This is a genomic window from Stenotrophomonas genospecies 3 (assembly GCF_054473855.1).
Genome location: NZ_JBTMUR010000014.1, coordinates 86417 through 107192, shown reverse-complemented (window position 1 = coordinate 107192; position 20776 = coordinate 86417). Strand labels below are relative to the sequence as shown.

22 protein-coding genes are annotated in these 20776 nt (G+C 67.4%); 15 read left to right on the top strand and 7 right to left on the bottom strand.

Going from position 1 to position 20776, the window contains the following annotated elements:
• Nucleotides 1-21 precede the first annotated feature (21 nt).
• Nucleotides 22-927 carry an SPOR domain-containing protein gene (locus ACX9OT_RS18065; protein ID WP_049399052.1) on the top strand — a complete coding sequence of 302 codons (906 nt, stop codon included), beginning with the start codon at nucleotides 22-24 and terminating at the stop codon, nucleotides 925-927.
• A gap of 154 nt (nucleotides 928-1081) precedes the next feature.
• On the opposite strand, the gene ACX9OT_RS18060 is transcribed toward ACX9OT_RS18065, so the two are convergent.
• The gene (locus ACX9OT_RS18060; RefSeq protein WP_019337645.1) at nucleotides 1082-1834 is read right to left on the bottom strand and encodes an SDR family NAD(P)-dependent oxidoreductase; all 753 of its coding nucleotides are present in this window, start codon (nucleotides 1832-1834) and stop codon (nucleotides 1082-1084) included.
• Nucleotides 1835-1951: 117 nt separating this feature from the next.
• On the opposite strand from ACX9OT_RS18060, the gene ACX9OT_RS18055 reads away from it, so the two are divergent.
• Nucleotides 1952-2419 (top strand): YehS family protein, encoded by a 468-nt coding sequence (locus ACX9OT_RS18055; RefSeq protein ID WP_005411992.1) that lies wholly within the window; start codon nucleotides 1952-1954, stop codon nucleotides 2417-2419.
• Here the strand turns inward: ACX9OT_RS18055 and ACX9OT_RS18050 are convergent.
• Nucleotides 2388-3275: a LysR family transcriptional regulator gene (locus tag ACX9OT_RS18050; protein ID WP_149909351.1), complete on the bottom strand. Its 888-nt coding sequence runs from the start codon at nucleotides 3273-3275 to the stop codon at nucleotides 2388-2390. The two genes, ACX9OT_RS18055 and ACX9OT_RS18050, sit on opposite strands and share 32 nt — an antisense overlap.
• A 143-nt stretch (nucleotides 3276-3418) precedes the next feature.
• Between ACX9OT_RS18050 and ACX9OT_RS18045 the strand changes: the two genes are divergently transcribed.
• Entirely contained in the window at nucleotides 3419-4567 is a 1149-nt protein-coding gene (locus ACX9OT_RS18045) for an MFS transporter (protein ID WP_343198528.1), read from the top strand.
• Here ACX9OT_RS18045 and ACX9OT_RS18040 read toward each other — a convergent pair.
• Nucleotides 4564-5262 carry a TorF family putative porin gene (locus ACX9OT_RS18040; protein WP_149909358.1) on the bottom strand — a complete coding sequence of 233 codons (699 nt, stop codon included), beginning with the start codon at nucleotides 5260-5262 and terminating at the stop codon, nucleotides 4564-4566. The genes ACX9OT_RS18045 and ACX9OT_RS18040 overlap by 4 nt on opposite strands.
• 178 nt (nucleotides 5263-5440) lie before the next feature.
• Here ACX9OT_RS18040 and ACX9OT_RS18035 point away from each other — a divergent pair, with 178 nt between their 5' ends.
• The gene (locus ACX9OT_RS18035; RefSeq protein WP_032130333.1) at nucleotides 5441-5830 is read left to right on the top strand and encodes a DUF6165 family protein; all 390 of its coding nucleotides are present in this window, start codon (nucleotides 5441-5443) and stop codon (nucleotides 5828-5830) included.
• A gap of 7 nt (nucleotides 5831-5837) precedes the next feature.
• Here the strand turns inward: ACX9OT_RS18035 and ACX9OT_RS18030 are convergent, their stop codons facing one another.
• Complete coding sequence (locus tag ACX9OT_RS18030) at nucleotides 5838-6509, bottom strand: response regulator transcription factor (RefSeq protein ID WP_049398097.1); 672 nt, start codon at nucleotides 6507-6509, stop codon at nucleotides 5838-5840.
• 190 nt (nucleotides 6510-6699) lie between these two features.
• Nucleotides 6700-7272 carry an OmpO family porin gene (locus ACX9OT_RS18025; protein ID WP_032130335.1) on the bottom strand — a complete coding sequence of 191 codons (573 nt, stop codon included), beginning with the start codon at nucleotides 7270-7272 and terminating at the stop codon, nucleotides 6700-6702.
• 210 nt (nucleotides 7273-7482) lie between these two features.
• On the opposite strand from ACX9OT_RS18025, the gene ACX9OT_RS18020 reads away from it, so the two are divergent.
• Complete coding sequence (locus ACX9OT_RS18020) at nucleotides 7483-9885, top strand: S9 family peptidase (protein ID WP_149909349.1); 2403 nt, start codon at nucleotides 7483-7485, stop codon at nucleotides 9883-9885.
• A 91-nt stretch (nucleotides 9886-9976) separates the two neighbouring features.
• Nucleotides 9977-10336 (top strand): DUF1428 domain-containing protein, encoded by a 360-nt coding sequence (locus ACX9OT_RS18015; protein ID WP_149909348.1) that lies wholly within the window; start codon nucleotides 9977-9979, stop codon nucleotides 10334-10336.
• Nucleotides 10337-10351: 15 nt separating this feature from the next.
• Here the strand turns inward: ACX9OT_RS18015 and ACX9OT_RS18010 are convergent, their stop codons facing one another.
• Together ACX9OT_RS18010 and ACX9OT_RS18005 are read right to left on the bottom strand one after the other, a co-directional pair.
• On the bottom strand, nucleotides 10352-11047 hold the full coding sequence (locus ACX9OT_RS18010) for a hypothetical protein (protein WP_149909347.1): 696 nt from the start codon (nucleotides 11045-11047) through the stop codon (nucleotides 10352-10354).
• A 107-nt stretch (nucleotides 11048-11154) separates the two neighbouring features.
• Nucleotides 11155-12036 (bottom strand): hypothetical protein, encoded by an 882-nt coding sequence (locus ACX9OT_RS18005; RefSeq protein ID WP_049421477.1) that lies wholly within the window; start codon nucleotides 12034-12036, stop codon nucleotides 11155-11157.
• 492 nt (nucleotides 12037-12528) lie between these two features.
• Between ACX9OT_RS18005 and ACX9OT_RS18000 the strand changes: the two genes are divergently transcribed.
• From ACX9OT_RS18000 to ACX9OT_RS17960, 9 genes are all read left to right on the top strand, one after another.
• On the top strand, nucleotides 12529-13962 hold the full coding sequence (locus ACX9OT_RS18000) for a Do family serine endopeptidase (protein WP_149909346.1): 1434 nt from the start codon (nucleotides 12529-12531) through the stop codon (nucleotides 13960-13962).
• A gap of 101 nt (nucleotides 13963-14063) precedes the next feature.
• Nucleotides 14064-14429: a hypothetical protein gene (locus ACX9OT_RS17995; RefSeq protein WP_032128158.1), complete on the top strand. Its 366-nt coding sequence runs from the start codon at nucleotides 14064-14066 to the stop codon at nucleotides 14427-14429.
• 8 nt (nucleotides 14430-14437) lie between these two features.
• Nucleotides 14438-14908: a phage holin family protein gene (locus tag ACX9OT_RS17990; RefSeq protein ID WP_149909344.1), complete on the top strand. Its 471-nt coding sequence runs from the start codon at nucleotides 14438-14440 to the stop codon at nucleotides 14906-14908.
• Nucleotides 14905-15372, top strand: a complete 468-nt coding sequence (locus ACX9OT_RS17985) for a hypothetical protein (RefSeq protein ID WP_032128160.1) — start codon at nucleotides 14905-14907, stop codon at nucleotides 15370-15372. The genes ACX9OT_RS17990 and ACX9OT_RS17985 overlap by 4 nt, the downstream gene beginning before the upstream one ends.
• Nucleotides 15373-15439: 67 nt before the next feature.
• Entirely contained in the window at nucleotides 15440-16549 is a 1110-nt protein-coding gene (locus ACX9OT_RS17980; RefSeq protein WP_032128161.1) for an AI-2E family transporter, read from the top strand.
• Between the two features lie 31 nt (nucleotides 16550-16580).
• Nucleotides 16581-17300, top strand: a complete 720-nt coding sequence (locus ACX9OT_RS17975; protein WP_049398104.1) for an HAD family hydrolase — start codon at nucleotides 16581-16583, stop codon at nucleotides 17298-17300.
• A 3-nt stretch (nucleotides 17301-17303) separates the two neighbouring features.
• The gene (locus ACX9OT_RS17970; RefSeq protein WP_049398105.1) at nucleotides 17304-18671 is read left to right on the top strand and encodes a leucyl aminopeptidase family protein; all 1368 of its coding nucleotides are present in this window, start codon (nucleotides 17304-17306) and stop codon (nucleotides 18669-18671) included.
• 135 nt (nucleotides 18672-18806) lie between these two features.
• Entirely contained in the window at nucleotides 18807-19910 is a 1104-nt protein-coding gene (locus tag ACX9OT_RS17965; protein WP_149909343.1) for a catalase family peroxidase, read from the top strand.
• On the top strand, nucleotides 19907-20443 hold the full coding sequence (locus tag ACX9OT_RS17960) for a cytochrome b (protein WP_012509795.1): 537 nt from the start codon (nucleotides 19907-19909) through the stop codon (nucleotides 20441-20443). The genes ACX9OT_RS17965 and ACX9OT_RS17960 overlap by 4 nt, the downstream gene beginning before the upstream one ends.
• The last annotated feature ends 333 nt before the right edge of the window (nucleotides 20444-20776 follow it).

The window sequence follows — 20776 nt, the reverse complement described above, 5'->3', positions numbered from 1 at the left end:
GCATCAGGAGACGCAGTACACATGGCAGCACGACGCGGCAAAAACCAGGCACGACGCAACAGCAGCAGCCAGGGCACACCCGGATGGGTGTGGCTGGTCGCTGGCGTGGCGATTGCGGCCGTGGTGTTCCTGGCGGCGCCGAACCTGTTCAAGGGCGAAGGCGATGGCTTCCTGCGCGCCGGTCCGCAGCCGAACCCGAACGCGCAGCCTGCCCCGGTCGCTGATGCCGACAGCGATGTCGGCACCCAGCCGGCCGCGCAGCCGGCCACGCCGAAGCCGGCCGAACCGGAAAAGCCGGCCGCCACCCAGTACGACTTCTACACCCTGCTGCCGGGCAAGGAAGTTGAAATGTCCGACGCCGAACTGGCTGCCAGCGCGCGTGCAGAAGACCAGCGCCGGGCCAAGGCTGAAGCGCAGCGCGCGCAGGCGGCACTGGAAGGCAAGCCGGTTCCGCCGCCAGCGGCTACCGCGCCCGCACCGACGGCAACCGCCAGCGTGGCCAGTACCGCGCCGGTGACCGCCACCAGCCGTCCGCTGCCGGCACCGCTGAGCGAACGACCGGCTGCGGCAACGCCTCCGGCCAGCACGCCGACGGCGTCGACCAGCACCGCCGCCGCCACTCCGGCAGCGCGTGCGGAAACCGCGCCGACCGCGGCCACTACCCCGGCCGCTGCGGCACCGGCTGCCGCCGACAATGCCCGCTACATCCTGCAGGCGGGTGCGTTCGGTGCCTCCGGCGATGCCGAAGCGACCAAGGCCAAGCTGGCGATGATGGGCCTGGCGGCACGCGTGGAATCGGCGCAGATCAACGGCAAGACCGTGTACCGCGTGCGCATGGGGCCGTATGGCAGTGCAGGTGAACTGTCTGAAGCCAAGCAGAAGCTGGATGGCACCGGCCTGCAGGCGATGGCGATCAAGGCACAGTGAGTCTGCCGAAGTGAATGAAAAAGCCGGGCACAGCCCGGCTTTTTTTGTCTGTGTAGAGTCGAGCTTGCTCGACTGCCGTTCAAAGCAGTCGAGCAAGCTCGACTCTACAAAGGGCGAAGAGCAGTCGAGCATGGCTCGACTCTACAAATGACCGTCAGCCTTCGCGGGCGACCTGGAAACCGGCGAAGGACTGGCTGACCGGCATCAGTTCCAGGCGATTGATGTTCAGGTGCGGCGGCAGGCTGGCCACCCAGAAGATCTGTTCGGCGATGTCTTCGGCGGTCATCGGGTTGGCGCCGGTGTAGAGCTTGTCCGACGCCGCCTGGTCGCCATGGGTACGCACCACGGTGAACTCGGTTTCGGCCATGCCCGGCTCGATCGTGGTCACGCGCACGCCGGTGCCGTGCAGGTCCGAACGCAGGCCGAGCGAGAACTGGCTGACGAAAGCCTTGGTGCCACCGTAGGCATTGCCGCCCGGGTACGGGTAGACGCCGGCCACCGACGAAATGTTGATGATTGCGCCCTTGCGCTCCACCAGCTGCGGCAGCAGGCGGTGGGTCAGGGTCACCAGCGCGGTGATGTTGGTGTCGATCATCGTGGTCCAGTCCGACAGCTTGGCGCTCTGTGCCGGCGCGGTGCCCTGCGCCAGGCCGGCGTTGTTGACCAGCAGATCGATCTCGCCAAAGGCCGGCGGCAGTGCCAGCAGCGCCGCTTCCATCGCCACCGGATCGCGGATGTCGAAGGCGGCGGCATGCACCACGTCCTTGCCGTAGCGCTCGACCAGCGGCTGCAGGCGTTCGCCGCGGCGGCCGGTGGCGATCACCTTCCAGCCCGCCTGGGCGAAGCGGTGGACGGCGGCGGCGCCGAAGCCGGACGTGGCGCCGGTAATCAGGACAGTGCGGGTCATCAGGCAACTCCAGGGGGAAAAACCAGACCCCCATTCTGGCACCGTCGGCCGGGGGTTGCGTTGCCTGATCGGCCAGATCCGGCCCCACCTGCCGGGGTGACCGGTACAATTGGGGCCATGATCAACAACGATGTCCTGCGCAGCGTGCGCTACTCCCTGGACCTGGGCGACCACCACGTGGTGACCCTGTGCCAGATGGCCGACCCGGCCTTCGCCGTGGATCCCGAACAGGTGAAGGCCTGGCTGCGCCGCGAGGACGAAGCCGGTTTCGAGGCGATGAGCGACAGCGCGCTGGCGCACTTCCTCGACGGCCTGATCGTGCACCTGCGCGGTCGCGACGAAAGCCAGCCGCAGCGTGCGGTGGAAACCCGCATCGACAACAACCTGGTGCTGAAGAAGCTGCGCGTGGCGTTCCAGCTGCGCGACGTCGATCTGATGGAGATCTTCGCCAGCGCCGGTTTCAACGTCTCCAAGTCGGAAGTGGGCGCCTTGTTCCGCCAGCCCGGGCACACCAACTACCGGCGCTGCCTGGACCAGATGCTGCGCAATTTCCTCAAGGGCCTGAGCCTGCGCCTGCGCGGCTGAGCACGGCCTCGACGAACGCCCGCGCCGCCGGTGTCGGCAGTCGCTGCCAGACCAGGTGCACGCGGCGGGTCGGGGTCGGCTGCAGCGGAATCTGTACCACCCCCTGGAACCCGTCGGCGATCAACGCTGGCACGATGCCAACCGCCAGCCCATGGCGGACGAAGCGCTCGATCAGTTCCATCAGATTGACCTCGAAGCGCACCGTGTGCGGCAGGCCAGCGGCAGCGAAGGCATCGTCGGTCTGCCGCCGCGCACCGGTGCCGCGCGGAAAGTCGACCAGCGCCTCGTCCTGCAGTTCGGTCAATGGCAGCCGCTTGCGGCGGGCCAAGCGGTGTGACGGCGCCAGCACCGCCACCAGGTCTTCTTCCTGCAGCATCTGGTGGCAGACCCCGTCCAGCCCCGCCGACGGCGCCAATCCGACCAGCGCCACGTCCAGCTCTCGCGACTGCACCTGCGCGATCAGGTCCTCGCTCTTGTCGACCCGCAGCTGGAACTCCACCTGCGGGTGCGCCTGCTGGAAGGCCGCCAGCATCGCCACCACATCGATGTCGGTCAGCGAGGAGATCTGCCCGATCGCCAGCAGGCCACGCACCTCGCCAGTGACGGCGGCCACGTCGGCACGCAGGTGGCGCAGGCTGGCCAGCACCTGGCGTGCATGCACCAGCAGCGCCTCGCCGGCGGCGGTGGCCCGCACCTGCCGCGGCAGGCGCTCGAACAGGGGCGTACCCAGTTCCTGCTCCAGGTAGGCAATCTGGTGGCTCAACGCGGACTGCACCACATGGCAGCGTTCCGCGGCGCGGGTGAAATTGCCCTCTTCGGCCAGGGCGACGGCAAACTCGAGCTGTTTGAGATTCATCCAACTATCTCGTTTCCAGATGGCATGGATGATGATGATTCATTTCCATCATGGCCGCAGCAGGCGGACACTGTGCATCCCGCTTTGTGGAATACCGCGTGAGTCCGTCCCTCCCCCCTCTGCACCGCTGGCAGGTGCTGCTGATGTCGGTGGCTACCGGCGTGGCCGTGGCCAGCAACTACTATGCGCAGCCACTGCTGCACACCATTGCCGATGCCTTCGGTGTGCCATTCGGCCAGGTCGGCATGGTGGTCACTGCCGCACAGCTGAGCTATGCCGCCGGACTGATCCTGCTGGTGCCGCTGGGAGACCTGTTCGAACGCCGCCGCCTGATCGTGGTGATGAGCCTGCTGTCGGCAGGCGGGCTGGTGATCAGTGCCTGTGCACCGTCGCTGACCTGGTTGCTGGTCGGCACCGCGATCACCGGCCTGTTCTCGGTGGTGGCGCAGGTACTGGTGCCGTTTGCGGCCACGCTGGCCGCGCCGGAACATCGTGGCCGCGTGGTCGGCACATTGATGAGTGGCCTGCTGCTGGGCATCCTGCTGGCGCGCACCGTGGCCGGCCTGCTTTCCAGCCTGGGCGACTGGCGCCTGGTGTATGCGATCGCCGCTGCCACCCTGGTGCTGACCGCACTGGCATTGCAGCGCGGTCTGCCGCGATTCCACCACAGCGCCGGCTTGGGCTATTTCGCATTGCTGCGCTCGATCGGCGTGCTGTTCGTGCAGGAACCGGTGCTGCGCCAGCGTACGCTGCTGGGCGCCTGCAGCTTCGCCATGTTCGCGATCTTCTGGACCCCGCTCGCGTTCCTGCTGGCACAGCCGCCGTATGCCTACAGCGACGCCACCATCGGGCTGTTCGGGCTGGTCGGCGCGGCCGGTACGCTGGCGGCCGGCCTGGCTGGCCGCATGTCCGACCGTGGCCAGACCGGGCGTGCCACCGCCATTGCACTGCTGCTGTTGCTGCTGTCGTGGCTGCCGCTGGGGCTGTCCGCACACTCGCTGCTGGCATTGCTGGTGGGCGTGGTGGTACTGGACCTGGCCGCGCAGCTGTTGCACGTCAGCAACCAGAACCTGATCTACGCACTGCAACCGGCGGCACGCAACCGCCTCAATGCCGGCTACATGACCGGCTATTTCATCGGCGGTTCGCTGGGTTCGCTGCTGTCGGCGCAGGTCTACCAGCGCTTCGGCTGGACCGGCGTCTGCGTGGCCGGTGCTGCGGTGGCCATGCTGGCCCTGCTGCTGTGGCTGCCCGGCGCGCTGCGCGCGCGCCAGGCTTCGGTGACTGACTAGAAGCTGCCCTGCAGCGCCAGCTCCCAGCGTCCGCCGGCATTGCCCGGAAACAGCCGCTTCGCTGCGTTGTCGGTGTCATGCACGGTGGCGCGCAGTTCCCATGCCGGGGTCAGCGAGGCGATGGCACTGAGCTGGCCATGCAGGTAATCAGGCCCCTGTGCGGTGGCCAGCCAGTACTGGCCTACCGCCGCTTCGAGGCGGAACCGTTCGTGCAACGGCACCCGCACACCCAGCTGGGCGTAGGTGCCGCGATGGCCGCCCGCCAGCGCGTTGTTGGAATGCGCCAGCTGCAGCCAGGCGCGCTGCTTCCAGGTCACGGTGGTATTGAGCTCGGTCCAGTCCAGCGCGCGGCCGGTGCCCGGGTACACGTAGCGGGTCAGGTTGGCATCCAGTGCCCAGTCCGGTGCCAGTGCACCACTCCAACCGGCCACCAGGTCGAACTCGCTGCGCGCGCCGTTGTCCGGCTTGAACGATACGTTGGACCCCCACACGCTGGCGTACCAGCGCGATGGGATCGAGACCTTCGCGCCGGCCTGCACCGCCGGGTCGCCGTCGCTCTGCGAGCTGCCGCGCCACACGTAATCGCTGGTCAATGCGGCACTGCCACTCACCTGCACCTGCGCCTGGGCGGTGCCGATGCCGAGCAGCCCTGCCAGAGCGGCCACCACTGCCGCCATCATCCCCTTGCTGTTCACTGCACTGTGTTCCTCGTCGAAGGCGGTCACGCCGCCGGGACCGCAGTGTCGAGGCGGTGGCCGTAACGGATCGAGGGTGCTGCCGGGCCCGTGGCGCAAATTCGGCGTAAATCCCGCGGACCGGGGCCACATGCCAGCAGCGCGGTATCATGGCGCCCTGTTTCCAGGAACCAACCGCGTGGACGCCATCCTGACTCCGGTATCGATCGGCGAGCTGATCGACAAGATCACCATTCTCGAGATCAAGGCCGAGCGCATCGACGATGCCGCCAAGCTGAGCAACGTGCGCACCGAGCTGGACGGCCTGCTGCCGTTGCTGCAGCTGCAGCTGCAGGCTCAGCCGGCGCTGGCCGTGCTGAAGCAGCAGCTGAAGGCGATCAACGAGCGCATGTGGGACATCCAGGACCAGCTGCGCGACAAGGAAGCGGCCCAGGTGTTCGACGATGCCTTCATCCAGTTGGCGCGTGGTGTCTATGGCACCAATGGCGAGCGCGTGCAGGTGAAGAACGAGATCAACCGCGTGGCCGGTTCGGCCCTGGTGGAAGAAAAGCAGTACCAGGGCGAGTAACGCCACCTCAATCAGCGTCGATCAGATGGCGGAAGCGGAACAGCTCGCCATCGTTGCGGATGCCCAGCTTGCGGTACGCCGCTCGCTTCTGCGTGCTGATGGTGCTGGCTGCACGCCCACTGCGGCGTGCCATCTCGCCGGTGCTGCAACCACGCAGCACCCACTGCAGGACGGTGCGCTCGCGGGTACTCAACCGTGGTGAACGCATGGACTGCTGGCGCTGCCGACGGGACTGGTTCAACTGTGCACGCAGCTCCGGCGGCACGAAGCGCCCGCCACGGGCAACCACGCTCACTGCCCGCAGCAGCATCTGCGGCGCGCAGGCCTTGGACAGGAATCCGCGCGCACCGGCCTGCAGGGCCAAGGACACGACACCCGCGTTGCAGTGCGCGGACAGCACCAGGATCGGCACTGCCGGCCAATGGCGTGATAGGTGCCGCAGCAGTTCCAGGCCTTCGCCGCTGTCACCGATCGGCAAGGCGTCGACCAGCAGCAGATCGATCGCGGCCGCCTGCTGCTGCAGGCGCTGCAGCAGATCACCGCTGCGGCCGTAGCTTCCATCCACCTGCAGGCCCGCCTGCCGGGCCAGGACTTCCTGCACGCCATGCCGCAACAGCGGGTGTGGATCCAGCAGCAAGAGGCGGCAGGGAGAATCGCGGGGCGACGGAAACGTGGGCATCGTTGCATTCCTGCAGAACAGGCCACTCACCCTAGGGCGCAGCCGACGCCTGCGGAATCCAATTCGTTGCAATGCCGCCCTTCCGCCGCGACACGGTCAGGTAGCGTTTGCCCAGCCGGAAACGCAACAGGCCCGGCATGGGCCGGGCCTGTCGAGGCATCTTCGGCGCGCAGGCGCGCCGAAGAAGCAATTACCAGCTGAAGCGCGGGCCGACGGTGTATTCCTTGTCGCCGTCGCGGTTCATCTTCAGCTCGCCGTTCAGGCCCCAGTTCTGGTTCAGCTTGACCTGACCACCCAGGCGGCCGTACCACTGGCCTTCCGGATTGATGCCGTGCTTCTTCGAGAAATCTTCGTAGCCGACCATGCCGTAGACTTCGGCGTGGGCACCGAAGGCGGTGCGGATACCGGCTTCAGCGCTGTAGCCATTGAAGTCCAGGCCGTGCTTCTGGTCGCGCTTCTGGTAGGCAACGCGGGCAACAAAGTCGGTGGTCGGAGCGATTTCAACGTTGTAGCCGGCGCCGATCTTCCACTGGTCCAGCTTGATGTTGGTGTGGTCGATTTCCTGGCGGCTGTACTCACCGAAAGCGTGGAAGTTCGGCAGGAAGCCGTACGAACCCTTCACGCCCCAGCCGTCGGCCTTGAACGCGTCGATGTCGGTCTTGGCGTAGTCGGCTTCGGCGTAGTTGTACGACAGGTTCTCAGCAGCCGAGGCGGTGAACGGCAGGGCAGCGGCCAGTGCCAGAGCAATCAGCGAATTCTTCATGGGGGTACACCTTTACTTTCTTATGGTGTGCAGCAGCGCCAGGGCGCCATCGCATCGGGAATGTAAATTCTCCGTTATTCGCCACAACGCTCCCTGAAAACAGCGGTCTTCGCATTGCTGAATTTTTTGCCTTGATTCAGGCTGTCTCTGGCATACGCGCGCGGCGCGCGTGCATTTGTGATTCGTCGTCGATTGCAACAGGAGGTTGCCTTGTACGTTTCCGATCCGCCGCTGGTGCCTGTTCGCGCCGCGCTCCTGGCATGCGCTGCCCTGTTCCCGATCCACGCTGCGCACGCACTGCAGGCCGCTGACTACCAGCGCGCCGAACGCGTGCATGACAGTCACCTTCGCGGTGCGCTGCGCAATGCTTCGGTGCTGCCCCACTGGCTGGCCGATGGGCGCTTCTGGTACGAACGCGAAACCACGCAGGGCCGGCGCCACGCGGTACTGGTCGATCCAGTCCAGGCCACACGCCAGATCCTGTTCGAACCCGATGCGCTGGACGCTGCGGTTGCACCTCTCGGCGCCAGCGGACCACGCCTGCGCTTGAACAACGTGCAGGTACTGGATGGAGGCCTGCGCCTGCAGTTCAACGGCGAGGCGGCGATCAGCTGTCAATGGCCACGCCTGCAGTGCGTGCCTTCGCAGGACGCAGCGCCAGCGGCCGATGCACTGCCATCGCCCGGCGGTGATGCCTGGCTGCAGGTACGCGATCACAACCTGTGGCTGCACTCGCCCGGAACGGCAGCACGAGCGCTGACCAGCGGCGGTGAATCCAATCATGGCTATGGCGTGCTGCCGGACTTCACCCTGCGCGGCATTCCCCGCCGCCAGGGCCGGATGCCGACGCGGCCGTTCGCGGTCGGCTGGTCACCGGATGGCCGCTACGTGGCCGGCATCCGCTACGACGAACGCGCGCTGCAGGACTACCCCTATCTGGAAAGCAGCCCGACCCACAGCGCGCGGCCGCGCGTGCATACCGTGAAGCTAGGTGTGCTGGGCGATGCACAGCAGGTCCGCGACAGCCTGTATGTGATCGATATCCTCAGCGGCAGGCAGCATGACATCGTGCTGCCCGAGGGCTGGAACACGCTCAGTGAGGCCGGCATCCTGGGTTGGGACGGTGATCGGTTGTATGCCGTGATCGCGCACTTCGGCACACCGCGCAGGCTGCGCCTGGTGGAGATCAATGCCAACAGCGGTGCATTGCGTACGGTTCTGGAAGAGGCCAGCGACACCCGCCTGCAGCTCAACGTGTATTCCTACAACCGGCCAGCGGTGGCCATCCTGCCCGGCCAGGACGCGGCGGTGTGGTTCTCGCAGCGCGATGGCTGGGGCCATCTGTACCGGGTGCGCCTGTCCGATGGCAAGGTGCTGCGCCAGCTCACCCGCGGCAAATGGGTGGTGCGTGACCTGCTGGGTGTGGACGCTGCGGGTGGCTGGGCGTACTTCAGCGCCGGTGGCGTCGACGGTGGCGACCCCTACGTGCGCGGCCTGTACCGGGTATCGCTGCAGGGCGGCCCGGTCCAGCGCCTGGCCGCCGATGGCAACGACCACATGGCCGATGCCGGTACCGGCGCGCTGTTCGGGGCGCGCGCGCCCCAGGCGCTGTCGCCTGGTGGTGGCTATCTGGTAGATACCGTTTCCCGTCTCGACCAGCCACCACGCACCGTGCTGCGGGCCAGCGATGACGGCCGTGAAGTGATGGTGCTGGAAACAGCCGATGACAGCGCGATCGTTGCTGCCGGCTGGCGTCCACCACGGCGCGAGCGGCTGCTGGCCGCCGATGGGCGCACGCCGATCTTCGCCACCGTCTACCTGCCCCGTGACTATCGCGATGACGGCAGCTTCCCGGTGATCGACGCGATGTACGGTGGTTCCTTCATCAGCAATGCGCCGGTGACCTACGCCGAGGCGGTGTCTGCCTTGAACCCGGTGTCACGCGCCAGCCTGGCCGAACTCGGCTTCATGGTGGTCAGCATCGATGCGCGTGGCACCGGTGGCCGCGACAAGGCGTTCCATGACAGCAGCTTCCTGCACGCCGCCGATGTGCAGCTGGATGACCATGTGGCCGCGCTGCGCCAGCTGGGCGAACGCTACCCGGGCATCGACCTGCAGCGGGTCGGCATCTACGGGCATTCGTTCGGCGGCTACAGTGCAGCGCGCGCCGTGCTGCGCTATCCGGCGTTCTACAAGGTGGGCGTGGCCTCGGCCGGCAGCCACAATTTCCAGGGCATGTACGGCGGCGCCCTGCACGGCATGGACCGGCTGTTCGGTGGCGTGCTGCCAGCTACGGCCATGGCCGATGGCGTGCCGGCGCCCTTTGCCGGGCTCGACAATGCGGCACTGGCCGGCAACCTGCGCGGGCATCTGCTGCTGGTCTATGGCGAACTGGACGAGAACGCGCCACCGGCGCTGACCCTGCAGCTGGCCGCCGCCCTGAACAAGGCCCAGCGCCGCTACGACCTGCTGTACCTGGCCCGGCAGGACCACGAACTGTTCCGCAACGACGCCAGCTACACGCACCGCATGTGGGACTACTTCGTGCGCCACCTGGCCGGCCAGCAGCCACCGGATACGGTGCTGGCACCGCTGCCCGGTGGCCCGGGCTGAACAGGCGCACACAGGATGTCGATCCCCGACGCCCTGGTTCGTCGGGTACTTGAAGGCCGTGCATGCGGCACGGTCCATCCGGAGGCAGGCAATGAGCTACATCGATGGTTTCGTCCTGGCGGTGCCCACCGCCAACAAGAAGAAGTTCCTCGCCCATGCACGCACAGGGGATCCCGTTTTCATCGAGTACGGCGCGCTGCGCGTGGTCGAGTGCTGGGGTGACGACGTACCGCACGGCAAGACCACCGATTTTTTCGGCGCGGTGAAAGCCACGCCGGACGAGACGGTGGTGTTTTCCTGGATCGAATGGCCGGACAAGCCGACCCGCGACGCCGGCATGAAGAAGATGATGGAAGACCCGAGGTTTGATCCGGCAACGAATCCGATGCCATTCGACGGCGCGCGGATGATCTACGGTGGCTTCGTGCCGATCTACGAACTGACCCGCTGAACCGGGCGGACGTGCTCAGCGCGCGTCCGTTGCATCGCTGCCAGCGGCATGGCCGGCGCCCAGTGCGGCGCCGGCGCCGAGGCCCACACCGCCCATGCCGGCCCCCATTCCGCCACCGCCACCGCCGCCTCCACCCGCACGACCGCCCTTGGCATCGCCGTCGTTGCGGCCCTTGCCACCACCACTGGAACCGCCCGGCCGGGTCGGCCCCTGCGGCGGAATCTGCAGGTCGGTCGGGATGGGGGCCAGATCCAGCGCTTCGCGCACGAAGTCGCGCAGCGAGACCACCAGTTCGTGGAGGTGCACCGGCCGCCCCTGTGCCAGTTCGTTGGCCGCACGCGCGGCCAGCCGCACCTGCTCGTCGGTGCCCAGCAACAGGATGTCCGACAGTGCCGCTTCAACCGCATCGCGGATGCGGCGCGCGCGATCCGAGCGGGGTTCGGCGATGCCTTCGGCATTTTCGCGCTGGCGCAGGTCGCGGCGATGGCTGGGATCCACACCCAGTTCGCCAGTGAACGACCCGCCCAGGGTCTTGTAGGCCGCCATCAGCGTGCGCAGCCGTTCGTTGATCTGCCGGTTCTCGCGCTCGCGGCGCTGTTGCAGGGTCTGCATCACCAGCAGGCGGATGCCCACGCCCAGCAGGGTGATCAGGACCAGGCCGGCCAACGTGGACAGCACGCCCTGCCAGGAACTGAAGTCGATACCACGCATGCCCGGGGCTCCTGCAGGAAGAACCTGCATCTTGCCCCAGACCGTGCCCCAGAAACGCGAAAGGCCCCACCACCCGTTGGGTGGCAGGGCCTTCGGTCACGGCGCGATTACTTGCGCTTGGCGACCTTGCGCACGGCCTTCTTGGCCGGAGCCTTCTTGGCGGCGACCTTCTTCAGCGGCGCAGCCTTCTTGGCGACCGTCTTGCGGGTGGCGGCAACCTTCTTGCCCACCGCCTTCTTGGCAACGGCGGTCTTCTTGCCGACAACCTTCTTGGCAGCAGCGGTCTTCTTGCCGACGGCCTTCTTGGCGACAGCAGCCTTCTTGCCGACAACCTTCTTGGCGGCCGCGGTCTTCCTGGTGGCGACCTTCTTGGTAGCGGCAACCTTCTTGCCGACAACCTTCTTCGCAGCCACGGCCTTCTTGCCAGCGACCTTCTTGGCGGCGACGGTCTTCTTGGCCACGGCCTTCTTGGCGGTGGCGACCTTCTTGCCGACAACCTTCTTGGCGGCCGCGGTCTTCTTGGCAACGGTCTTCTTCGCGACGGCGGCCTTCTTGGTGGCAGCCTTCTTCACGGTAGCGACCTTCTTGCCAGCAGCCTTGGTGGTCTTCTTGGCAGCGGCGGCCTTCTTGGTCACAGCCTTGCCTGCAGCCGCCTTCTTCTTGGCCACTTCCTTCTTCAGGGCAGCGGCTTCGGCCTTGGCGTTCTTCTTGGCGGCTTCCAGCTTCTTCTTGGCGTTGGCAACAGTCTTGCCGACCGACTTGGCAGCCTTCTCGGCCTTCTTGGCAACGGTCTTCTCGACCTTGGCCACGGCCTTCTTGGCCTTGGCAACGCGGGTGCCGGCAGCCTTGGTGGCGCGCTTGACGGTCTTCTTGACCGACTTCACTGCGTCTTCGGCAGCGTGGGCGATGGTCTCGCCAACGTTGGTGGCGGTTTCTTTGACGTTCTCGACGGCGTCGGTCACGACCGACACACCATTACCGTTGCTCATGTTGCCCTCCTGCGGGCCTTAAGTATCAAAACGGGGGCGATGCTATACCGACATTGACGATCGTGGAACGGGGCATGCGCCCGCAATCGCATCTGCTGCGACGGTAATGGTGTAGCCCAGCACCCTCTCGAGCACAGTGGGTTGACAGGAAACCCCTTTTTTTCAGTGCTGCGCCGCACGGTGCGGGTAGCGGCAGGTGCTGCCTGCGCGCACCTGCCCGAGTGCGGCGAAAGGCATGCGATATGGCGCATCGCGGCACCAGGATGCGCAGAACTGCGCAAGTATCAGCCTGTATCCACACGCGCTTCGGCAGACGTCGGCACATTGCGAAGCACGCCCGACGTTGTCGCCACCGCCCCACAGATGGCGACGCCGACCCGCGTTCCGGGCGCCCGGTTTTCATGGCGCATTTATCCAGATCGCGACACACTCATTCAGCTTGTTTTACCGTAGGGCCGAACCGCCCCCACCCACGCCAGCGAACCGACTCCCATGCGACCGCTTCCCACCCTGCTCACGCTCGCAATCGCCGCCGCCTTCGGTGGCTTCGTTGCCACCGGCATCAATGCCCACCTGGACAACCGCGCCGACGCCGCGCCGCTGCCTGCGGTACTGCCGACCACGGCGGCATTGCCGGCCTCGGTGGCCGGACAGGCGGTGCCGTCGCTGGCACCGATGCTGGAGAAAGCGATGCCGGCCGTGGTCAGCGTCAACACCAAGCAGGTGGTGCGCGTGCGCAACCCCTTCTTCAACGACCCGTTCTTCCGCCGCCTGTTCCCGGACATCCCGCAGGAACGCATCAACGAATCGCTGGGCTCGGGCGTGATCATCGACGCCAAGGAGGGCCTGGTGCTGACCAACCACCACGTCATCGACAACGCCGATGACGTGCAGGTGACACTGGCCGACGGGCGCACGGTCAAGGCCGAGTTCCTCGGTTCGGACCGCGATACCGACATCGCGCTGATCCGCATCCCGGCGCAGAACCTGACCGACATCAAGCTCGGCAACAGCGACCAGCTTCGGGTCGGTGACTTCGTGGTGGCCATCGGCAACCCGTTCGGTTTCAGCCAGACGGTCACCTCCGGCATCGTCTCGGCGGTGGGCCGCAGCGGCATCCGCGGGCTGGGCTACCAGAACTTCATCCAGACCGATGCGTCGATCAACCCGGGCAACTCCGGTGGCGCACTGGTCGACCTGCAGGGCCAGCTGGTCGGCATCAATACCGCCAGCTTCAACCCGCAGGGCAGCATGGCCGGCAACATCGGCCTGGGCCTGGCGATCCCCTCCAACCTGGCGCGCAGCGTGGTCGACCAGCTGGTCAAGCACGGCGTAGTGGTGCGCGGCACGCTGGGCGTGGAGAGCCAGAACCTGACCGCGCAGATCGCGCAGGGCCTGGGCCTGGGCGAAAGCCGTGGCGCACTGATCACCCGCGTGCTGGCCGGTTCGGCCGCTGCGACCGCCGGCCTGAAGCCGGGCGACGTGGTGGTCTCGGCCAACGGCCAACGCGTGGACAGCGCCGAAGCCCTGCACAACGTGGAAGGCCTGGCGGCGGTCGGCAGCACGCTGACGCTGGACGTGCGCCGCGAGGGCAAGCCGCTGCAGATCAAGGCAACCTTGAAGGAACAGGCGCGCGCGGTCAGCGGTGAGAGCCTGGACCCGCGCCTGACCGGGGCCACCTTCGTCGACCTGCCCGAGTCGCTGCGCCAGTCCGGTGTCGGTGGCGTGCTGGTCAGCGAGGTGAAGCGCGGCAGCCGCGCGGCCACCAACGGCCTGCAGCAGGGCGACATCATCACCGATGCCACCGTGGGCGAATTCGCCGACCTGGCCAGCTGGCGCGCCAACTTCCAGCAGCGCCCGCCGACCCTGGTGATACGCGTGCTGCGCAACAATGGCCAGCAGCAGGGCCAGCTCGTGATGCGCTGATCGCCCTGCCGTAACACCCCCTATACCCCGGCAATGCTATTGCTGTCAGTCCAGGTCGGCACCGCCGACTCCCGTTCCCCCATCGCAACAGGAGTGATTCGATGAGCCCCACCAATACCGAGAACCTGAAGGAACACCTGGGTGAAGCCGGTTCCCACCTGAAGCAGGCCGCGTCGGCCGCCGGCGGTGCGATCAAGGGTGCAACCGGCGCAGCCGGCGACGAACTGCGCATCGGCAAGGCCAACGTCAAGGCTGAACTGTCAGACAGCGCGCTGTCCGGCCTGGCCGCCGCCGAGTTTGGTGGTGCAGCCGCCAAGGAACAGGTCGACGCGCTGATGGACAAGGGCAAGGACCTGATCGACAGCGCCGCTGAGCTGATCCGTGAACGTCCGCTGGCCTCGTTCGGTGTCGCCTTCGCTGCCGGCTGGATCATCGCCAAGCTGGCCCGCGGCAGCAGCGACAAGTAAGCCGCGGCGTGAGCGAAGACAACGCGCAAGCGCCTGATCCGGCGGCTACCCCGCCGCTGGATGAGAGCATCCGCCAGGTCGGCGAGGCCGGTCGTGCCGCTGCCGATTCTGCCAAGCACACGCTGCGCTCGCTGCGCCGGTTGGCCTCGGCCGACTTCGCGCTGGCGCGTAGTGCATTCGGTCGCGCGCTGGCCTGGGCCGGCGTGGCGATCGTGTTCGGTGCCTCGGCCTGGCTGCTGATGGCCGCCACCCTCATCGCCCTGCTGCAGAGCTGGGGCCTGAGCTGGCTGCAGGCGCTGCTGATCACCTCGCTGCTGAGCCTGGCCGTCACCGGTTATGCGATCTGGCGGGTGTCCTACTTCTTCCACCACACCGGCATGCACGCTACCCGGCGCCAGCTGTCACGCCTGGGCCTGTTCGACGAACCCAGCGAAGACGATCCCGATGCCGAGGTGCAGCTGCCCGAGGGCAAGCCATGAAGTTCGGCGCGCTGCAACGGCGGGTGAAACGCTGCGAACAGGTGGTGACCGTGCGCCTGGGCGAAACCCAGGACCACTGGTCCACGCTCAGCGACGTCTGGCGAAAGGGCTGGTCGCCGCTGCGTATCGTGGTGGTCGGCCTGGCCGGTGGCTTCATCGCCGGCAAGCTGGAAGTGCCGGGCAAGGTCAACGGTGCCCGCTGGCTGCAGATGGTGGGTTCGGTCTCGAACCTGTTCGCCAGTGCACAGGCGGCGTTCGCCACGGCGATGGCGGCGCAGGCCGCAGCCACTGCCGACGACGCGGCTGAGGAAGCCGACGAAGCCAGCGAACAGGCACAGGCGGCGGCCTCCGCTGCCGAGCCACGGCCGGCACCGGCTCCACGTTCCGTGCCGGAGCCAGAGCCGGAACCAGACCCGCGCGGACCGCGTCCGGCCGAAGCGGCTACCGAGCTGTCCGAACGTTGATCCATGGAATCCGCCGCGCCGATCGCGGCCGGCGGATAATGCGCTCCCCTTCCCGGTTGGTGCGTCGATGAGCGAGTCCCTCCTGTCCCCGTCACCGGCCGGCCCCGAACAGCCCGACGCCCCGTTGCCGCCACCGTCGCGTCCGCGCGGACCGATGTCGCTGGTGGTGCTGGCGACCCTGGCGGTGGGCTACACGCTGTGGGCGGCACAGGACATCATCCTGCCGGTGCTGCTGGCGATGTTCTTCGCACTGGTCGGCAATCCGATCCTGCGCCTGCTGCAGAAGCTGTGGATTCCGCGTGCGCTGGGCGCTCTGCTGATCCTCGGCGCGGGCCTGGGCGTGACCGGTTCGCTGGCGGTGCAGTTGATCGGCCCGGCAATGGAATGGGCACAGGAAGCACCGCAGCAGCTGCGCAAGATCGCCCGCCAGGTGCAGGACCTGACCAAGCCGGTGCAGCAGGCCAACCAGGCCGCGGAGAACTTCGCCCGCGTGGCCGGTGGCGACAGCAACCGCAAGGTGCAGGTGATCCGCGCCCAGCTCGATGACCCGTACCGCATGTTGACCCGTGCGCCGCGGCTGGCCGCCTCGGTGCTGGCGGTGGTGCTGCTGACCCTGTTCTTCATGATCTACGGGCAGAGCCTGCAACGCGCGGCGATCGCCCTGTTCCCGAACCGTCAGCAGCAGCGCTTCACCAGTGACATCCTGCGTTCGATCGAGCGCGAGGTGTCGCGCTATGTGCTGACCATCAGCGTGATCAACACCCTGGTCGGGCTGGTGTTCGCCGGCGTACTGATGCTGCTCGGCATCGGCCTGCAGGAAGCGTTGCTGTGGGGCACGGTGGCCGCACTGCTGAATTTCGCTCCGTATGTGGGTCCGTTGATCGGCGTGGCGCTGATGCTGCTGATGGGCTTCGTGGAATTCCGCGACCCGCTGCAGGCCCTGCTGCCAGCCGCCGCCTACCTGGGCCTGCACACCCTGGAAGGGCAGATGGTGACCCCGATCGTGCTGGGCCGTCGCATGAAACTGTCGCCACTGGTGCTGATCCTTGCGCTGATGGTGTTCGGCTGGGCCTGGGGCATGATCGGGCTGCTGCTGGCGGTGCCGCTGCTGGTCTGCATCAAGCTGGTGCTGGCGCGGCTGGACGGGATGCAGGGCTGGGCGCGTCTGCTGGAATGAAAGCCCGCGCGGGCAGGGGTAGAATGGCGGGGTGAATTTCCCCGTCCAAGCCATCACCCTCGACCTTGACGACACGCTGTGGCCGTTCGCTCCGATCGGCGCCCGCATCGACCTGGTCCTGCACGAGTGGATGCGTGAGCACAGCCCCGCCACGGCCGAGATGTATCCGGTGGCGGCGATGCGCGAACTGCGCGAGCGCCTGTACCACGCCCATCCGCACCTCCATCACGACCTGAGCGCACTGCGCCGGCTGACCCTGCACGAAGCGCTGCACACCAGTGGTGCCAGCCTGGATCTGCTGGAGCCGGCGTATGACGTGTTCTTCGCCGCGCGCAACCAGGTCGAGTGCTACCCCGATGCGATCGACGCACTGGCGCGGATTGCCGCGCGGGTGCCGGTGGCGGCGCTGAGCAACGGCAATGCCGATCTGGAGCGGATCGGCCTGGCCCATCATTTCGCCTTCCAGCTGGGCGCGCGCGAACACGGCGCGGCCAAGCCGGAGGCGAGCATCTTCCACGCCGCCTGCACCCGCCTGGGTGTTGCGCCGGCACAGGTACTGCACGTCGGCGACCACGCCGAAATGGACGTGGCCGGGGCGATCGCCGCCGGCCTGCGCGGCTGCTGGATCAACCGCGAAGCAGCCACCTGGACCCATCCGCAGCTGCAGCCGGACCTGCAGTTCGACACCCTCACCGGCCTGGCCGACTGGTTGGATGCCAACCTCGACGCTGCCGCACCCCGGAGTACCTGACGCATGAGCGAGATCACTGGTTTCACTGCCGACACCGCCGCAGCACTGCCGCTGTACGTGCTGGACCGCGAGCAGTTCGCGTCCTGGAAGGACGGCCAGCCAGCCGCCACCCAGGCATGGCTGGCGTCGCAGGGCTTCACCGCCGGTGCCTTCACCACGGCGTTGCTGCCCGGCGCCGATGGCCTGGCCGGTGCGGTGATCGGCGTGGGTGATCGTGGCGATGCCTACAGCTACTCGCATGCCCCGCATGCCCTGCCGGAAGGCAGCGTGTGGCAGCTGGCCAGCGAACTGCCGGCCGCCGAACTGGCGCTGCTGCAGCTGGGCTGGGGCCTGGGCAGCTACCGCTTCGATCGCTACCGCAAGCGCCACCGTGCACCGGCACGCCTGGTAGCTGAGCCGACCGGCGAAGTGGCCGACCTGATCGCCGCCAGCCTGCGCGTGCGCGACTGGGTCAACACCCCGACCGAAGACATGGGTCCGCAGCAGCTGGAAGACGCCGCGCGCGCGCTGGCCGATGCGCACGGTGCGCAGGTCGAGGCGATCACCGGCGATGAACTGCTGAAGCAGAACTTCCCGGCCATCCATGCCGTCGGCCGCGCCTCGCACCGCGCTCCGCGCCTGGTCGTGCTGCGCTGGGGCAAGGACACCGATCCGGCACTGGTGCTGGTCGGCAAGGGCGTGTGCTTCGATACCGGCGGCCTGGACATCAAACCGGCCGACGGCATGCGCAACATGAAGAAGGACATGGGCGGTGCCGCGCATGCACTGGCCCTGGCCGGCCTGGTGATGGCGCGCGGCCTGCCGGTGCGCCTGACCCTGCTGGTGCCGGCGGTGGAAAACGCGATCGGCCCCGATGCCTTCCGCCCGGGCGAAGTGATCGCCACCCGCAAGGGCCTGAGCGTGGAGATCGACAACACCGACGCCGAAGGCCGCGTGATCCTGTGCGATGCGCTGACCTTCGCCAGCGAACAGAAGCCGGACCTGGTACTGGACTTCGCCACCCTTACCGGCGCCGCGCGCATTGCGCTGGGCCCGGACCTTCCGGCGCTCTTCAGCAACGACGACAGCGTGGCGCAGCAGTGGCTGCAGGCCGGCGACGCGACCCGCGACCCGGTCTGGCGCATGCCGCTGTGGCGCCCCTACCTGCGTTACCTGAGCAGCGGCATCGCCGACCTGGCCAACGCCGGTTCGCGCATGGCCGGCTCGGTCACCGCCGCGCTGTACCTGGAACGCTTCCTGGAAGACGGCCAGCGCTGGGCGCATCTGGACGTGTATGCCTGGAACGACGGCGAACGCCCGGGCCGGCCGGCTGGCGGTGAAGCACTGGCGCTGCGTTCGGCGTGGGCGATGCTGAAGCAGCGCTACAGCTGATCGGGTGGGTGCCGACCTTGGTCGGCACGCCGTCCCCGGCAAACTTGACGAAAAATTGAATACCGGGCCTGGAAGGGTTCTGCGAGGATGTGTGGGTCGACCACCCACACGCTCCGTGAAGGCAGGACTCCGACCATGTCGCTCTTCCGCTACACCCGCGTCGGCCAGACACCGGGCGCGCCGCGCAAGCATTCCCCCCTGCTCTGGATCGCACTGATCGCACTCATTCTGGGTGCGGTGGCGCTGGCCTTCGCCTGGTTGGCCGGCTGGATTGGCGGCCGCCTGACCGCGCAGCGCTTCACCGACACCATCGAGGCCACCGGCCCGGCCCATCCGGGCTTCCGCCGTGCGCACAGCAAGGGCGTGTGTGTAAGCGGTTGGTTCGAACCCAGTGCGCAGGCCCCCACCCTGTCCAGCGCCCGCGTGTTCTCGCAGCGCCGCGTGCCGGTGATGGGTCGCCTGTCGATCGGCGGCGGCGACCCCTACGGCGCCGACAACACCGCACGCGTACGCAGCCTCGCGGTACAGATGGTCAGCGATGATGGCCAGGAATGGCGCATGGCGATGAACAGCTTCCCGTTCTTCGCCGTGCCCAACGCCGAGGCGTTCTACGCGCAGACGCGCGCCTCCATCCCGGACCCGGCCACCGGCAAGCCCGACCCGCAGAAAATGGCCTCGGTGCTGGCGAAATACCCCAGTGCACAAGCGTTCCAGCAGTGGGCCAAGACCGCGCCGTGGACCAGCAGCTGGGCTGACACCACCTTCAACAGCGTCAACAGCTTCTGGTTCACCAACGCGCAGGGCCAGAAACGCGCGGTGCGCTGGCGCTGGCAGCCGCAGGCGCCGGTGGTCGAGATGGATGCGGAAACGCGCAAGAAGGCCAGCGTCGATTTCCTCAGCCAGGAACTGCAGCAGCGCCTGGCCAGCGGCCCGGTGCGCTGGAACCTGGTCGTGACCACCGCCGAGCCCGGCGATGCCATCGAAGATCCGTCGGTGCCGTGGCCCGAGTCGCGTGATCAGGTGGTGGCCGGCGTGCTCAGCCTGGACCGCCTGCAGTCGCAGGAAGAAGGCGCCTGCGGCCAGATCAACTTCGATCCGCTGATCCTGCCCAGTGGCGTGCGTGGCAGTGACGATCCGATCCTGGCCGCCCGCTCGGCGGTGTATTCGCAGTCCTTCAACCGCCGCGAACGCGAGCGCGCCACCGGCAACGTCGAGCAACCGAAGGAGGCCGCACGATGAGCACCGGCAACGGCCACTTCAATCTGCTCGCGCGCGTGCTGCACTGGTCCATGGCGCTGATGATCATCGCCATGCTGTTCATCGGCGTGACCATGGTCGCCTCGCTGCACCTGCGGCCGATGCTGATCGACCTGCACCGCCCGCTGGGCATCGCCATCGGCGTACTGGTGCTGTTGCGCCTGTACAACCGGCTGCGCCATCGTCCGCCACCGCTGCCGGCGGATCTGCCGGTATGGCAGGTGATGGCGGCCAAGGCCTCGCACTGGATGCTGTATGCACTGATGCTGGCGATGCCGCTGATCGGCTGGGCGATGCTGTCGGCCGGCGGTTACCCGATCGTGCTGTGGGGCGGCCTGCACCTGCCGCCGATCGTACCGCACACCCCGGCGCTGTATGCCGCGTTGCGTAACGCGCACAGCCTGCTGGCCTATGTGTTGTTCGCCACGGTGCTGATGCACGTGGGTGCGGCGCTGTTCCACCTGTGGGTGCGGCGGGATGGCGTGTTCCAGGCGATGGCGCGCGGGAAGGATTGAACGGGTTCGCCGGGCGTTCCCAGCGGATCGTTTCCGCGACCGCGGGGGGGGGGGGGGGCACTTTCTTTGCGCGCAAAGAAAGTAACCAAAGAAACGCTCCGCCGGCCGCGAGCCGGCGCGCTTCGCACGCCGGTGCCCTGCGCTCCTCGGTCCGGCGAGGGACGGTGCGGGAACTCGCTGCGCTCAGACACCCGCACCTCTTCGCCCTCGCCGGACCTGCGGTGCTCGGCTCGCTTGAAGGCGGACTGGAAGGTCAAGATCAACGGCAACAGCATCCACGCATGGCGTGGATCTACTGGGTGCAGCTTCTGCCTTTGACGTTGGGTCCGCCTT

Coding starts and splice junctions, on each gene's coding strand:
- ACX9OT_RS18010 (WP_149909347.1), bottom strand. CDS start 11,047: ATGCGTGGTATCGACTTCAGTTCCTGGCAGGGCGTGCTGTCCACGTTG.
- ACX9OT_RS18050 (WP_149909351.1), bottom strand. CDS start 3,275: ATGAATCTCAAACAGCTCGAGTTTGCCGTCGCCCTGGCCGAAGAGGGC.
- ACX9OT_RS17985 (WP_032128160.1), top strand. CDS start 14,905: ATGAAGTTCGGCGCGCTGCAACGGCGGGTGAAACGCTGCGAACAGGTG.
- ACX9OT_RS18030 (WP_049398097.1), bottom strand. CDS start 6,509: ATGCCCACGTTTCCGTCGCCCCGCGATTCTCCCTGCCGCCTCTTGCTG.
- ACX9OT_RS17980 (WP_032128161.1), top strand. CDS start 15,440: ATGAGCGAGTCCCTCCTGTCCCCGTCACCGGCCGGCCCCGAACAGCCC.
- ACX9OT_RS18005 (WP_049421477.1), bottom strand. CDS start 12,036: ATGAGCAACGGTAATGGTGTGTCGGTCGTGACCGACGCCGTCGAGAAC.
- ACX9OT_RS17970 (WP_049398105.1), top strand. CDS start 17,304: ATGAGCGAGATCACTGGTTTCACTGCCGACACCGCCGCAGCACTGCCG.
- ACX9OT_RS17960 (WP_012509795.1), top strand. CDS start 19,907: ATGAGCACCGGCAACGGCCACTTCAATCTGCTCGCGCGCGTGCTGCAC.
- ACX9OT_RS18060 (WP_019337645.1), bottom strand. CDS start 1,834: ATGACCCGCACTGTCCTGATTACCGGCGCCACGTCCGGCTTCGGCGCC.
- ACX9OT_RS18065 (WP_049399052.1), top strand. CDS start 22: ATGGCAGCACGACGCGGCAAAAACCAGGCACGACGCAACAGCAGCAGC.
- ACX9OT_RS18055 (WP_005411992.1), top strand. CDS start 1,952: ATGATCAACAACGATGTCCTGCGCAGCGTGCGCTACTCCCTGGACCTG.
- ACX9OT_RS18045 (WP_343198528.1), top strand. CDS start 3,419: ATGTCGGTGGCTACCGGCGTGGCCGTGGCCAGCAACTACTATGCGCAG.
- ACX9OT_RS17995 (WP_032128158.1), top strand. CDS start 14,064: ATGAGCCCCACCAATACCGAGAACCTGAAGGAACACCTGGGTGAAGCC.
- ACX9OT_RS18015 (WP_149909348.1), top strand. CDS start 9,977: ATGAGCTACATCGATGGTTTCGTCCTGGCGGTGCCCACCGCCAACAAG.
- ACX9OT_RS18025 (WP_032130335.1), bottom strand. CDS start 7,272: ATGAAGAATTCGCTGATTGCTCTGGCACTGGCCGCTGCCCTGCCGTTC.
- ACX9OT_RS17965 (WP_149909343.1), top strand. CDS start 18,807: ATGTCGCTCTTCCGCTACACCCGCGTCGGCCAGACACCGGGCGCGCCG.
- ACX9OT_RS18000 (WP_149909346.1), top strand. CDS start 12,529: ATGCGACCGCTTCCCACCCTGCTCACGCTCGCAATCGCCGCCGCCTTC.